The organism is Marinobacter alexandrii (assembly GCF_005871205.1).
GTDB lineage: Bacteria > Pseudomonadota > Gammaproteobacteria > Pseudomonadales > Oleiphilaceae > Marinobacter > Marinobacter alexandrii.
Window position 1 is genome coordinate 185,463 of the sequence record NZ_SWKM01000013.1, and the last position, 14,310, is coordinate 199,772.

Sequence of the window (14,310 nt, forward strand, 5' to 3'; positions counted from 1 at the left end):
GTCCGGTCAGTGAATTGACGGATCTTTGTGGTCATCACGGTTGTGCTCCTGGCGCTCATGTTCGCGCATTTTCTCGAGCCTTTGCTGGATAATGCCAAAAACGCTCTGCTTCGGGTACCTGCCCTTATCGTCGGCTTTACCCGCGGGCATCCCTAGCAGCAAGGTAACCGCCTCTTCCAGCCGGCTGACGGCGTACACCGCAAACTTGCCCTCGCGGGTGGCCTGAACCACTTCGCTGTCCAGCATCAGGTTCTGAACGTTGGTGCTGGGCACAATCACGCCCTGGGTGCCGGTCAGGCCATCCTTAAGCTGACAGGTGGTATAGAAGCCTTCCACTTTTTCGTTCACGCCGCCAATCGGCTGAACCTCACCAAACTGGTTTACCGACCCGGTAATCGCCAGATCCTGGCGCACCGGAATCTCCGCCAACGACGAGATCAGGGCGCAGAGTTCCGCCAGCGAGGCGCTGTCGCCATCCACCTCGCCGTAGTTCTGCTCAAACGTCAGGCTGGCAGACAGGTGCATGGGATCGGTAACCGCAAAGTGCGAGGCCAGCCAGGAACTGAGGATCATTACACCCTTGGAGTGAATGTTGCCGCCCAGCTTGACGTCGCGCTCGATATCCATCACCGCGCCATCTCCATAGTAGCAGGTCGCGGTGACACGGTTGGACAAGCCGAACTCGAAACCGCCGGTGGACAGCACCGACAGCGCATTAACCTGACCGACACAGGTACCGTGAGTGGTCACCAGCGTTGAGCCATCGCGAATGGAATCGTAGAACTGATCACGAATACGGCTGCTGCGGTATTTCGCGCTTTCCAGGGCCCGTTCCACGTGGGTGTCCTGAATCAGTTTGGCACCGGCCTGACGGGCCCAGTAATCGGATTCCCTCAGCAGATTGGCGATATCAGCAGCGTGCAGTGACAAGCGATCCTGATGCTCGGCCATTCGGGCACTGTGCTCAATTACCCGGGCAACGGCCTTATTGGAGCAGTGCAGGAGCTCTTTCTCGCTGACCAGGCTGGCAATGAACTTGGCGTAAAGCAGCTGACTATCGTCGGAGCGGTACATCTCGTTTTCAAAATCCGCGGTAATCCGGAACAGTTCTGCAAACTCGGAGTCGTACTCCTGCAATAGCATCCAGGTTTCACGATCACCGAACAGGACGATTTTAACGTCCAGGGGAACCGCTTCCGGTTCGATGGAAATGGTGCCGGACAAGGTCAGCTCCCGCTCCAGGGAGTTGATCTGGATGGATTTGGACCGCAGCGCCCGCTTCAGGCCATCCCAGACGTAGGGCTGCTCCAGCACCTTGATCGCGTCCATCAGCAGATAACCGCCGTTGGCGCGGTGCAGACTGCCTGGCCGGATCAGGGAAAAGTCGGTAAACACCGTGCCCTTATAGGTAACGTTTTCGACGTAGCCAAACAGGTTGTGGTAGTTGGGATTGTCTTCCACCACCACCGGCACCTCGTTGGTTTTCTGGTGCACCAGTGTGTTCACCAGATAACGACGGGGCATCTTCTTGTCGAGGGAGGCATAGGCGATCGCGGCCTGTTCGTCGTCGTCATCCAGGAAGATATCCAGGTTCTCTGCCAGATCCTTGCGTACCGCCTCAAAAAACGACACCACGTCCGGCAGGTCACTGTATTTCTCTTTCAGCTCGTCAATCTGATGCCCGGAAATACCTTCCAGCGTCTCTTTGTTCAGGGCCTGCTGCTTGTCAGCGTATTCCTGCTCCCAGTCCGCCAGCTTACGCAGGGCCTGCCGCAATTTCTTTTCGAGCCGGTTAATGGAATCTTCAAACCTGTCCCGCTGCGCTTCGGTCAGCGCCTGGAAGGATTCCGCTGTATGGGGCTCTTCGCCATTCATGGCCACCAAACGATAGCCACCGGGCGTCGATACCGTCAGGCTGACTTTCTTGCGCCTGGCCTGAGCCGCCACCTTCTCCAGCTCATCCTCCTGCATCTTGCCGTACTCGTTCTTGAGTTGCTCAGAGCGCTCAAGAAAGCTGTCGCTGTCGAAGGTTTGCGGAATCACTTTCACCAACCGGGCCATCAGCTTTTCCATGTCCTGCTTCAGCTGAGTGCCCTTGCCTGCAGGTAACTGCAGCAACCGGGGAATTCGGGGCTCCTCGAAATTCGCCACGTAGCACCAGTCGTGACTCTTCTGCTTGGTGTCCACATGATGCTCCAGGTAGCGCAGCATCATGGTCCGCTTACCAAGCCCGTTGCGTCCGACGGCATAGACGTTATAGCCACCGTGCGGCATGGCGAGTGCGAAACGCACGGCTTCCTGGGCCCGGTTCTGCCCGACAATCTCGGCCAGGGGCTTTAATTGCCGGGTCGTTTTAAACGGTAAGTCTTTCAGAACACAGGCTTTGTATAGCTGGTGCAGAGACAGTGACTTCAAGGTGCGGTCCTGTAACGGTTGAATCATTGGCCGGTCATTGTAGATTCTGGAACGGCCCCTGTCGCGTGTGTGCCAAAGATTTCTGTCGCCATGGCAAGCGCTTACCGAAGTGCCACTCAGTTCACAGTTTTACAATCGGTCATTTTTCAGACAGCCGCACCGGAACTAAACTTCCCTTCCCCGGTTATCCTCACGCCGTGGTTAACCGACCAATAACAAAGACAAGACACGCAATGGACGCTTTTCTATGACGAGTGATTCAACAGATCGCAGAATCAAAGATCGCTATCCAGCATCTTGCCTTCAGGTTCATTTAAGAGAGCGCGGCTTCTTTGGCCGGGGTAAGCAGACAACCTCCGTTTCCTGTCTCGACCTGAACCGCTATGGCATGGCCGTGCTCTGCCCGAGACCGGTGGAACCCGGTGTTCGGCTGTTCATGGACTTCGCAGGCAAATACATCCGGGAATCCCGGGTTGGCGCCAAGGTGGTGGAATGCCAGCGTTACCAGGCCAGCTACCGGGTCAGCGTGCAATTCAGCTACTGTCTGGACAAGAAAGGCTATTCACGCACCGTGGACAACGCCCTGTCCCGAATTGAAGGATTATACAGCCGGTTCGCCAGCTAGCCGCCTCATTTAGCCACTTAGGCTAGATGAGCCCGGCATCGAGACTGGCCGCCACGTACAGCCCAAGCTCCTGGCACTGATCCTCGAAACCGTCCTGAAATTCACCACGGCAAATCAATGGATCCTGAATGCGCCGCCAACGCAGACCCGTGGTAATGCTTTCGATGGCACGATGAGTTCCGGTGCCGTCGTGGCCGGCGCGGATGTAGTAGGCAAAGGGCAGACCCTGGGTTTTCTCCAGGCAGGGGTAGTAACTGCGGTCGAAGAAGTCCTTCAGCGCCCCGCTCATATAGCCGAGGTTTTCGGTAGTGCCCAGGATGATGGCGTCGCAGGCGAGCACATCCTCGGGACCGGCCTCCAGTGGCGCGCGAACCGTCACTTCGACATTCTCGATATCGTCGTGGCTGGCGCCCTGTAGCACCGCGTCCCGGAGTCTGAGGGTATTCGGGGAAGGCGCATGGGCAACAATCAGCAGTCGCTTTGTGTCAGCCATAGCCCTCCCCTGATTTCGGTTAAAGCACCAAACTCGGTTTACTCAGTTAAAGCAGCTCACCGTTAGCTTCAGTCTCTGCCTCAACTGCCTTCTCTTTCTTCTCAGGCTTGGGCATCAGCTTGTCACGAACCTTGGCTTCGATTTCGGTCGCCATGTCCATGTTCTCTTCCAGGAACTTGCAGGCGTTGGCCTTGCCCTGGCCGATCTTGTCGCCGTTGTAGGCGTACCAGGCGCCAGACTTGTCTACGAAGCCTTCTTTCACGCCCATGTCCAGCACCTCGGCCATGTGGTATATGCCCTTGCCGTACATGATCTGGAACTCAGCCTGACGGAACGGCGGGGAAACCTTGTTTTTGACCACTTTCACACGGGTTTCGTTACCGACAACCTCGTCACCGTCTTTCACCGCGCCAATACGGCGGATATCCAGGCGCACGGACGAGTAGAACTTCAGTGCGTTACCACCGGTGGTGGTCTCGGGGCTGCCAAACATCACGCCGATCTTCATACGGATCTGGTTGATGAAAATCATCAGGCAGTTGGCGTGCTTTACGTTACCAGTCAGTTTCCGAAGAGCCTGGGACATCAGGCGGGCCTGCAAGCCAACGTGGCTGTCACCCATCTCGCCTTCAATTTCCGCCTTCGGCGTCAGCGCCGCCACGGAGTCGACAATGATCACGTCTACCGCGTTGGAGCGAACCAGCATGTCGGCAATTTCCAGCGCCTGCTCGCCGGTGTCCGGCTGGGAAACCAGCAGGTCGTCCACGTTTACGCCCAGCTTTTCGGCGTAGATCGGGTCCAGGGCGTGCTCGGCGTCCACAAACGCACAGGTCTTACCCTGCTTTTGCGCTTCGGCGATGACCTGAAGGGTCAACGTGGTTTTACCGGAACTTTCAGGGCCGTAGATTTCACAGATGCGACCGTAAGGCAGGCCGCCAATACCGAGGGCGACGTCCAGCCCCAGGGAACCGGTGGAAACCGCAGGAATGGCCTCGCGGGGCTGATCGCCCATTTTCATCACAGCGCCCTTACCAAACTGACGCTCAATCTGGCCCAATGCTGCGTTAAGTGCTTTCTTGCGGTTGTCTTCCATCAGTGTAAAACCCTCTGTCGCCATGACGACCGGAACTACCTAATACCAGTCGTGAAATAATGAGTCGGGAATTCGCACAGTAGATCACTGCAAATTCCCTGTATATTTGAACAGTATTAAAACATAACCGGAAGAGTAGACCAACCCCTTCCGCAGTGAAACTCACCGCCCCGGTTCGGGGCCGCCTTTTCAGGCCGATCTGGACTCATCCAGATACGCCCGAACCCCTTGCAGGGCAAAGAGTACGGCCTGTCGCCGGACCTGATCCCGGTCGCCGTCAAAGTGTTGCACCACCGCTTCCGTGGACGCCGGATCGCAGCCCCAGGCAAACCAGACGGTGCCTACCGGCTTCTGAGCGCTACCTCCGCCCGGTCCGGCCACACCGCTGATGGAAACGGCCACCTGAGCGCCGGTAGCCGCCAGGGCTCCGGCCACCATTTCCCGCACCACAGGCTCACTAACGGCACCGTGCTCATCCAGCGATTTCCGGTTAACACCCAACAAGGCCTCCTTGGCCTCATTGCTGTAAGTCACCAAACCACCAAGTACGTAGCTGGATGAACCATCCTTATCGGTCAGAGCCTTGGCTACCCAGCCGCCGGTGCAGCTTTCAGCCGTGGCAATCATACGGCCCTGACGCTTTAGCAGTTCGCCGAGCGCATCGCCGGCGTCGAAAAGTTCCTGATCCGTGGCCGTCATAATGACCTCCTTCATTTCATCCGAGGCGTTATTTTCTTACAATTCACGCCTTCATCCAAAGCAAGGCAATCCGGACCCGTCCATGTCAGCAGCTCAGACCGATCTTTCCAAGCACACGCCCATGATGCAGCAGTACCTCAAGATCAAGGGCCAGCACCCCAATGAACTGGTGTTCTACCGGATGGGGGATTTCTACGAGCTATTCTACGAGGACGCCAAAAAGGCCGCGGAGCTGATGGACATCACTCTGACCGCCCGAGGCCAGTCAGGGGGCAACCCTATTCCCATGGCCGGTATCCCGTATCATTCATCTGAGGGATACATTGCACGGCTGGTTCGGGCAGGTCAATCCATCGCCATTTGCGAACAAATTGGCGACCCGGCGACCAGCAAAGGACCGGTGGATCGCCAGGTTGTAAGAATCGTCACCCCCGGCACATTGAGCGACGACGCCTACCTTGAGGATCGTCGGGACAACCTGCTCGTGGCCATTTACAGCCATCGCGAGCAATTCGGTTTTGCCTCACTGGACATCTCAAGCGGCCGCTTCGCGGTTTCCGAACTGGACGACCTGGAAGGCCTTCAGGGCGAACTCCAGCGCCTGCGGCCGGCAGAGATTCTGATCAGCGAGGATTTCCCGTACGAAGACGTGCTGGAAGGCTTCACCGGTATTCGCCGCCAGGGCCCCTGGCTGTTTGAATCCGACACCGCGCGTCGGGTCATTACCCACCAGTTGCAGGTCCGGGACCTGACCGGTTTCGGCTGTGAGGACCTGACCCTGGCCATCTGCGCCGCCGGCTGCCTGCTGCAATACGCCAAAGAAACCCAGCGCACCGCCCTGCCCCATATCCGTAAGCTCACGCGGGAGCGTCGGGATGAGGCCGTCATCATGGATGCCGCCAGCCGTCGCAACCTGGAAATCGACACCAATCTGATGGGCGGTCACCTGCACACCCTGGCCTGGGTAATGGACCGCACCGCCACCTCCATGGGTGGCCGTGAGCTTCGGCGCTGGCTGAACCGTCCGCTGCGAGATGTCGACACCGTGACGCAACGCCAGCAAGCGGTGTCGGCCCTGCTCGACGGCTTTCACTACGAACCCGTGCACGACTTGCTGAAAACAGTCGGCGATATTGAGCGAGTACTGGCGCGGGTTGCCCTGCGCTCGGCCCGGCCCCGGGATCTGGCCCGCCTGCGTGATGCCTTCCAGGCACTGCCGAAGCTGCAGGAGAGGCTAAAGCCGGTCAACTCGCACCACATTGTGAAACTGGCAACCGTGATCAGCGAGTATCCGCAACTGGCCGACCTGCTCGAACGTGCCATCATCGACAATCCACCCGTGGTTATCCGCGAAGGCGGGGTGATTCGTGAGCACTTCGATGATGAGCTGGATGAACTCCGGAACATCAGCGAAAACGCCGGCCAATACCTGCTGGACGTGGAAACCCGGGAACGGGAACGCACCGGCATCAGCACCCTGAAAGTCGGCTATAACCGTGTGCACGGCTATTACATTGAAATCAGCCGGGCCCAATCGGATCAGGCTCCGGTGGATTACATCCGGCGCCAGACCCTGAAAAACGCCGAGCGATTTATCACCCCGGAACTGAAAGAATTTGAAGACAAAGCACTGAGCGCCAAGAGCCGCGCCCTGGCCCGTGAGAAAGCCCTGTACGACGAGGTGCTGGAAACCGTGGCCGCAGAACTGGCTCCACTACAGGATGCGGCCCAGGCCCTGGCGGAGATGGACGTACTCAGCAACTTTGCCGAACGGGCGACCACCCTGCGCTTTGCGCCACCGGAATTCAGTGACAAACCCGGATTCGATATCGAGGAAGGCCGGCACCCGGTGGTCGAGCAGTTACTGGACGAGCCCTTTGTACCCAACGACCTGCTGATGGACACCGAACGACGCATGCTGGTGATCACTGGCCCGAACATGGGCGGTAAGTCCACCTACATGCGCCAGGCCGCGCTGATTGCCCTGCTGGCCTACACCGGCAGTTTTGTACCCGCGAACCGGGCGGTACTGGGGCCGGTGGACCGGATCTTTACCCGCATGGGCTCTTCGGATGACATTGCCGGTGGCCGTTCTACCTTCATGGTGGAGATGACTGAAACCGCCAACATTCTCCACAACGCCACCGAATTCAGCCTGGTGCTGATGGACGAAGTGGGACGCGGCACCAGCACCTTTGACGGCTTGTCGCTGGCCTGGGCAACCGCCGAGCACCTGGCCAAGAACATCCGCTGCTACACCCTGTTCGCGACGCACTATTTCGAACTCACCCAGCTGGCCGACGATCTCCAGCACGCGGTGAATGTGCACCTGACCGCCACCGAGCACGATGACAGCATTGTATTCCTGCACAACGTCCACGATGGCCCGGCTAGTCAGAGCTACGGCTTGCAGGTAGCAAAGTTGGCAGGTGTGCCCCAGGACGTGATTCGCAATGCCAAGGGCCAGCTGGCGCATTTGGAAGGCAGCGCGACACCGACGGCTACCCGGTCACCGGTCGCTGCCAGCAGCGAGGCCGAACGCCCGGCGCAACCTGTCGCACAAGCCAATGACCCGGTCATGCAGGGCGATATGTTTGCCAGCCTGGAACCGAGCGCGGTTGAACTGGCGCTCAAGACACTCGATCTGGACGACCTGACACCGAGGGAAGCCATGAACCGGCTGTACGAACTGAAGGCTCTGATGGCCAAATAGCAGGAAATTCCGAAATATTGAGGCGAGTAATAAGGATATAGCGGCCTAACGCTTGCGGGTCTGCGGGGCGCTCCCTACAATATCGCGCAATAAAACATAACCATGGAGCCTGACCACAAGCTCCGGATGAGATTGACCACTGGACCAGGGATCTGATTATGGCGTTTATCGTTACTGATAACTGCATCAAGTGCAAATACACAGACTGCGTGGAAGTTTGCCCGGTTGACTGCTTCTACGAAGGCCCAAACTTTCTGGTAATTGATCCCGATGAGTGCATCGACTGCGCCCTGTGTGAGCCAGAGTGCCCGGCGGAAGCGATTTTCTCCGAGGATGAGCTGCCGGCCGATCAGGTTGAGTTTGTCGAGCTGAACGCCGACCTCGCCGGCAAATGGCCGAACATTACCGAGAAGAAGGATCCGCTGCCGGACGCCGAAGAGTGGGATGGCAAGCCCAACAAGCTCCAATACCTGGAAAAATAAGGTCCCCCTAGAAGGTATCTGGAGAAGTAAGGCGCAGCCAGACGGCAGAATGCGACCGTAAGAAAGGGAAGCCCTCGGGCTTCCCTTTTTTGTGCCTGTTATTCAGTCAGCTGCTCGCCAGCTTGGCACCCATGGCGACAAAGAAACCACCGGTGGTGGCGTTGAGCGCCCGCCGTACCCGCCGGCTGGCACCCAGGCCCTTGAACCGGACCACCACAAACGCCAACCCACACTGCCAAAGCATGGCCAGGAAGAAGTGCACACTCGCCAGCAGCAGCGACTGCTGAAAGGCATTGCCAGCGGGATCAACAAACTGGGGTAGCAACGCCATATAGAACAAGGCAGTTTTGGGGTTGAGCACATTGGACAGCACCCCCTCCCGGAAAGAAACCACCGCGGACACCCGGCGCTTGCGCACGGCCGGCGCTTCCGAGGCAGGCTCTTGCTCTCGCACCATGGCCTGACGCAGGGACACCAACCCCAACCACACCAGGTAACAGGCCCCCGCCCATTTCAACGCGGAAAAGGCCCAGGCGGTCTCGACCAGCAGGATCGAGATACCCAGCGCCGACAGAATGGCGTGCAGGAACAGACCGCTGCAGATGCCAACACTGGTCACGCAGCCATCTCGCAGCCCTCCGCGTCCGGTATTGCGCATCACCAGCAGGGTGTCGACACCCGGTGTCACCGTCAGCAGGGTGATGGCCACCAGGTATGCCCAGAACAACTCGGTAATCACTGAACGTCTCCGCTAACGCTCCGAAGCCCTGTAAGTCAGGCCTCCGACTCAAGAATCCTGCGCGCGGCGGCTGAGTGGTAAAACCCACTTAACCGGCGGCGCACCAGGGCCTCAACATAGCCCTCCTCACGCAAAACGTCCATAACCGGAACGGCGTACGCGTCTACTTCAGCCATGATCACCTCGCGGGTGACACCGATATCGCCCAGCAGTTCGGCAATCGGTTGGTTCCCATACTTGGCGAACAGATGATTAACCACGGCCCGGGCACAGCCCTCGAAATAGGCGGTTTGCCGGAACTGCAGCCAGAAATCGTAGCCCAGCACCACAAACTCCTGCAGCTCGACATCCCCCAGGCCCTCGCGCAAGTCTGCAATGGTGCGATTCTCCAGGGACACCCAGGCCGCCATCACGCTGTCGCGCACCTCGTCATCGGACAGCGCCTGATTGAGAAACTGCTCACTGCGGGCAATCAGCCCGGGCAGGCTATCGGACAGCCAGGTCTTTATCCGTCGCTCAAAGCTCTCATCGAGCCCGGGCACGGCCCTATTCGCCATCTTCTTGCCGAACTTCATCATCGACCCGACCCCGGGCACGGATTTGGTGATGAGGTTGTCCTCGTACAGGTAATTGACCAGACCGGTGTACACCAGGTTGGATGCCAGTTCCTGATACACCGGGTGCGCCATAATCTCGCTGATCACCCGCTCGCGCTGCTGGCGCAGTTCCAGCAGCTCTTCAACAAACCCGGTGGCCTGTTCCCGGGTGATGACTTCGCCAAGTGTGGTCTGAGCTTGTACCGGTGCGTTCATCACCTCGGTGGCCATCTCAGCGGCAAGCTCGGGAATACCGGCGTCCAGCTCCATATTCACCACCACCCGCTGGATCACCCCCATCACCTGGTCCACAGAACTGAGCCGGTTCAGGGTGATCGATTCGGCGTGGTTCAACAGCTCGGACACTTCCCGCTCCAGGAACTTGCGCAGCTTCGCTCCTTTTAAGGCCGCCATTTCGTGCTTTACGTGCTGCTCCAATAGCTGGCTGGCGAGATCCGCGCTGCTGTCGCTCATGGCTTTGACCGTCCTGTTTGTGAAAACGTTTGAGAGAAGAACTGAGAGGCTAACACGATGGCCAACCGGAAGGGTTTGCCGAAGTTACCGGTTTTCCGCTGCGGCGGGGCAAATCCCAGCCGCAGCGGACACCTATCAATCCCGGTTGTTGAAGCGCAATCCGGGTTGTTGACGCGTTTCTGGAAGGCTATTGGAAGTCGCTGAAGCTGTGGGGATCAGCCGCCAGCGCCAGGCACAAGCTGCCCGGCCCCACGTAAATGCTGCTGGTGATGCCCATTTGCGACAACAGCAGCTCGACACCATTGCGTTCGCAAGCATCCCGCAGCCGGTTCAGCCCGGGCAGGTCTTCAATCTCCGTCCAGGTCAGGCCACAGGACAAACTCACATAGGGAGTAAGCAAGCCTGCCTCTACACGGGCAGCAGCGTAATTCATGACCTTTTCAACCGCCACATCAAAACTGCGGGTCTTGGCAACCGGCTGGGCTTCCGCGCCCTTGCCGAACAGCACCGGCGTGATATTCAGCGCCTTGCCCAGAAACGCCACCAGCGCCGAGACACTCTTGTCGCCCCGGCGGCGGGCGCGCTCCCGAATGTAATGCAAATCCCTGGGAATCACACAGGTAAAGATATTTTTTGAAAAGGTCTCTACCTCATGGCGCAGAGCATTCTTGGAGAGCTTTTTCTCAATCAGTTTCAGGGTGTGGGCTGCCAGCAGGCCCTGCCCTGCAAAGATCTGATTGGTGTCGATCACCCGCATGGAAAATTTGCCTTCGCGGCCGGCCATCGATCGGGTCTTATCGTAATTGGCCATGACGCTGTTCATCGCCTCGGTGGCGTTGTCGTAGATCAGGCTGCGGCTGCGCGCGACAGTTTCACAGAAGGCGACGTCAAACTGGGTGACAATCTTTTCCATGAACAGGTTGTGGATCTGCTCCGGGGAATAGGCACGGGTCTCGGCATGGTGCCCTTTTTTCAGCAAACCGCTCTGGTAGAACTCCTGAGTCCTGACCGGATCGTGCTCGTCTATGTAGGTCTCGCCGTCAATCACGGCAGTAACAGGGAGGATAAACAGGTCGTGCTTGCGACTGAATTCATAGGGCAAGTCGCACGCGGAATCGACGATCAGACCAACTCGCATGATTACGTCTCCAAGGGCAGGCCAATCCTCAGCTTGGACAGCCCTTTCCCTTTATAGTCATTATTGTTTTCAGCTCTGTCAGTCTTACACAACCCGATTAATAATTCAGCACCTCACATTTTGCCCACTCGAACAGTTTCCAGCTCCTTGAGATTACGCTCCAAAAGCTGCCGATTGTCCTGTTGCCATGGATGGAAACCCTTCCGGAAATAGGCAAGAAAGTCCGGCAGGCACTTGCGAATAACCCCGGGTTTGCCCCAGAGGAAATTCAGTCCGCCCAGCCAGGTTCTCAGGCTCCAGAGTTTTCCGTCGGTTTTTAGCAGGCTGCAGGTATTGAGGAAGGTGTACTTGAAGAAATTCCAGGTCACAAACAGGAACACGATACGGCGAAGGCGCTCGTTACCCACGCACTGACGATAGACATCGAACGCTACCGATTTGTGTTCGGTTTCTTCAATCGCATGCCAGCGCCACAGGCGAGCCATGGCCGGTGTGGCGCCTTCCATCCACTCCGGGTGTTTGAGAATAGCGTTGGCCAGCACTGCGGTGTAATGTTCCGCACCACAGGTGCCTGCCAATTGGCGGCTGGGTGGCAAGTTGCCCACCCACTGCATGTGCCGGGCAAAACGCTGGTCGATCGCATCAATGTCGTAGCCTCTCGCCTTGAGTCCCTCGTTGTAGCTTTTGTGCTCTCTGCTGTGCAGGGCTTCCTGACCGATAAAGCCCCGAATTTCAGCCTGCAACTTGGGATCGTCAATGCGATCGCGATACAACCGCACCGCGTTGATGAACTGCTGCTCGCCATCGGGAAACTGAAGTGACAGGGCATTAAAAAAGGCGGTTCTGAATGCGTTGTTGCCGTGCCAGAAAGACTTGAGATCCTCGCTGACATCAAAACGGATGTGTCTGGGCTGAACAGACACCCCTTCAGGTGTGGAACTGATGGTCATGGCTGCCTCCTGTTGTTATTGCACCGGCGCGTGTTGTTATTGGTTGCGAACAGCGGTTAAAAAATCACCATCAGGTTCAGTGTAAACCCGAACTTTGCAGCAGAGAAAGGCTTTGCGGGGCCGGAAAGACAGTTTGTCACCAAATGACATCCTGTCATGACAAGAGAAAGGCACAAAAAAAAAGAGGCCTGCCGCCTCCTTTCAATTCGCACAAGCGGCGGCCTCCAGCGCTAAACTGGAGACCGCTGCGGCAGAGTCAGTCCAGAACCTTGGCCTGATCCCTCAGGACAAACTTCTGGATCTTACCGGTCGAGGTCTTGGGCAGCTCGGAAAAAACAATGGTTTTCGGCACCTTGAAGCCCGCAAGATGCTGACGACAGAAGCTGATGATATCCGCCTCGCTGACGTCGCCGGCGTCCGGCTTCAGGGTGATGAAGGCACAGGGCGTCTCGCCCCACTTCTCATCGGGACGAGCCACTACAGCCGCCTCCATGACTCCGGGATGACGATAGAGGGTATCCTCGACCTCAATGGTAGAAATGTTCTCGCCACCGGAAATGATGATGTCCTTCAAGCGATCCTTGATTTCCAAGTAGCCATCCTCGTGCCACACCGCCAGATCTCCGGTGTGGAACCAGCCGCCCCGGAAGGCCTCCTCGGTTGCCTTCGGATTCTTGAGGTAGCCCTTCATCACCGTGTTGCCGCGCAGGAAGATTTCACCAATGGTTTCGCCATCTTTCGGTACAGGTTCCATGGTGTTGGGATCGCCCACCATGGTGCCACCGAGGGTTTGATAACGAACACCCTGACGGGCCTTCTTTCGGGCCCGGTCGTGCAGTGGCAGTTGATCCCATTCGGACTTCCAGGCACACACGGTGACCGGGCCATAAACTTCGGTCAGGCCGTACACATGAGTCACCTGAATACCCATTTCCTCGATGGCGCCGATGACCTGGGCAGGCGGCGCCGCACCAGCGGTCATGGACTTAACTTCGTGATCGATTGATGCCCGGGCAGATTCAGGCACATTGAGCAGGCCATTGAGTACAATCGGTGCGCCGCACATATGTGTCACCCGGTGCTCCTGAATCAACTGCAAGATCTTCTCCGGATCAACCCGGCGCAGGCACACATGGGTTCCGGCCATAGCGGTGATGGTCCAGGGGAAGCACCAGCCGTTGCAGTGGAACATCGGCAGGGTCCAGAGGTAGATCGGGTGCATGCCCATGGACCACACTGCCTGGTTACCCAGCGCATTCAGGTAGGCGCCGCGGTGATGGTAGACCACGCCCTTGGGGTTACCAGTGGTACCCGAGGTGTAATTCAGGGAAATGGCGTCCCACTCATCCGCCGGGAAGCTCCACTGGAATTCGGGGTCACCTTCCTGGAGCAGGGCTTCGTAATCCAGATCACTGACTTGAACGCCCTCGCCGTATTCCGGGTCATCGACGTCCACCACCAGGGGTTTGTGCTTGAGCCGGCGGACCGCGTCGTTGATCACCTCGCCGAACTCGCGATCGGCGATGATGACTTTGGCTTCGCCGTGTTCGAGCATGAAGGCAATCGCCTCGGCATCCAGGCGCACGTTCAGGGTATTCAGAACCGCACCGATCATGGGCACCCCGAAATGGCTCTCCACCATGGCCGGAATGTTCGGCAACATCACCGCAACGGTGTCACCACGACCAATGCCGCGCCTCTTCAAAGCCGAGCCAAGGCGCACACTGCGCTCGTAGGTCTGGGCCCAGGTGTATCGCAGCTTGCCATGGATGACGGCCGGAAATTCCGGGTAAACACTCGCGGTGCGTTCAATGAAATCGACAGGGGACTGGACGGCGTAATTGGCATCAACGGGCGCAAGGCCCTGATCGAATATTGAGGTCATAAGGGTTC

At 57.9% G+C, this 14,310-nt stretch carries 12 protein-coding genes; 3 read left to right on the top strand and 9 right to left on the bottom strand.

Annotation, left to right across the window (positions count from 1 at the left end):
• Positions 1–6 precede the first annotated feature (6 nt).
• Positions 7–2,415, bottom strand: coding sequence for a Lon protease family protein (locus FCS96_RS11800; protein ID WP_138440965.1), 2,409 nt, complete (start codon positions 2,413–2,415; stop codon positions 7–9).
• Between the two features lie 247 nt (positions 2,416–2,662).
• On the opposite strand from FCS96_RS11800, the gene FCS96_RS11805 reads away from it, so the two are divergent.
• A complete protein-coding gene (locus FCS96_RS11805) occupies positions 2,663–3,040 on the top strand; it encodes a PilZ domain-containing protein (RefSeq protein ID WP_138440581.1) in 378 nt (125 codons plus the stop codon).
• Positions 3,041–3,062: 22 nt separating this feature from the next.
• Here FCS96_RS11805 and FCS96_RS11810 read toward each other — a convergent pair whose 3' ends face one another.
• From FCS96_RS11810 to FCS96_RS11820, 3 genes are all read right to left on the bottom strand, one after another.
• The gene (locus FCS96_RS11810) at positions 3,063–3,533 is read right to left on the bottom strand and encodes a flavodoxin family protein (protein ID WP_138440582.1); all 471 of its coding nucleotides are present in this window, start codon (positions 3,531–3,533) and stop codon (positions 3,063–3,065) included.
• A gap of 46 nt (positions 3,534–3,579) precedes the next feature.
• Positions 3,580–4,626 (bottom strand): recombinase RecA, encoded by a 1,047-nt coding sequence (gene recA, locus FCS96_RS11815; protein WP_138440966.1) that lies wholly within the window; start codon positions 4,624–4,626, stop codon positions 3,580–3,582.
• A 189-nt stretch (positions 4,627–4,815) separates the two neighbouring features.
• Positions 4,816–5,325, bottom strand: a complete 510-nt coding sequence (locus tag FCS96_RS11820) for a CinA family protein (RefSeq protein ID WP_138440583.1) — start codon at positions 5,323–5,325, stop codon at positions 4,816–4,818.
• Positions 5,326–5,407: 82 nt separating this feature from the next.
• Between FCS96_RS11820 and mutS the strand changes: the two genes are divergently transcribed.
• Entirely contained in the window at positions 5,408–8,038 is a 2,631-nt protein-coding gene (mutS, locus tag FCS96_RS11825; protein WP_138440584.1) for a DNA mismatch repair protein MutS, read from the top strand.
• A gap of 158 nt (positions 8,039–8,196) precedes the next feature.
• Positions 8,197–8,520, top strand: a complete 324-nt coding sequence (gene fdxA / locus FCS96_RS11830) for a ferredoxin FdxA (protein WP_041342382.1) — start codon at positions 8,197–8,199, stop codon at positions 8,518–8,520.
• Positions 8,521–8,626: 106 nt separating this feature from the next.
• Here the strand turns inward: fdxA and FCS96_RS11835 are convergent, their stop codons facing one another.
• The 5 genes from FCS96_RS11835 to FCS96_RS11855 all read right to left on the bottom strand — a co-directional run bounded on the left by FCS96_RS11835 (position 8,627) and on the right by FCS96_RS11855 (position 14,302).
• Positions 8,627–9,259: a LysE family translocator gene (locus FCS96_RS11835; RefSeq protein ID WP_228264094.1), complete on the bottom strand. Its 633-nt coding sequence runs from the start codon at positions 9,257–9,259 to the stop codon at positions 8,627–8,629.
• 35 nt (positions 9,260–9,294) lie between these two features.
• Positions 9,295–10,329 (bottom strand): hypothetical protein, encoded by a 1,035-nt coding sequence (locus FCS96_RS11840; protein WP_138440585.1) that lies wholly within the window; start codon positions 10,327–10,329, stop codon positions 9,295–9,297.
• Between the two features lie 187 nt (positions 10,330–10,516).
• Complete coding sequence (locus FCS96_RS11845; RefSeq protein WP_138440586.1) at positions 10,517–11,467, bottom strand: DegV family protein; 951 nt, start codon at positions 11,465–11,467, stop codon at positions 10,517–10,519.
• Positions 11,468–11,580: 113 nt separating this feature from the next.
• Entirely contained in the window at positions 11,581–12,417 is an 837-nt protein-coding gene (locus tag FCS96_RS11850) for a metal-dependent hydrolase (RefSeq protein ID WP_138440587.1), read from the bottom strand.
• A 256-nt stretch (positions 12,418–12,673) separates the two neighbouring features.
• Positions 12,674–14,302 (bottom strand): acyl-CoA synthetase, encoded by a 1,629-nt coding sequence (locus FCS96_RS11855; protein WP_138440588.1) that lies wholly within the window; start codon positions 14,300–14,302, stop codon positions 12,674–12,676.
• Between the last annotated feature and the right edge of the window lie 8 nt (positions 14,303–14,310).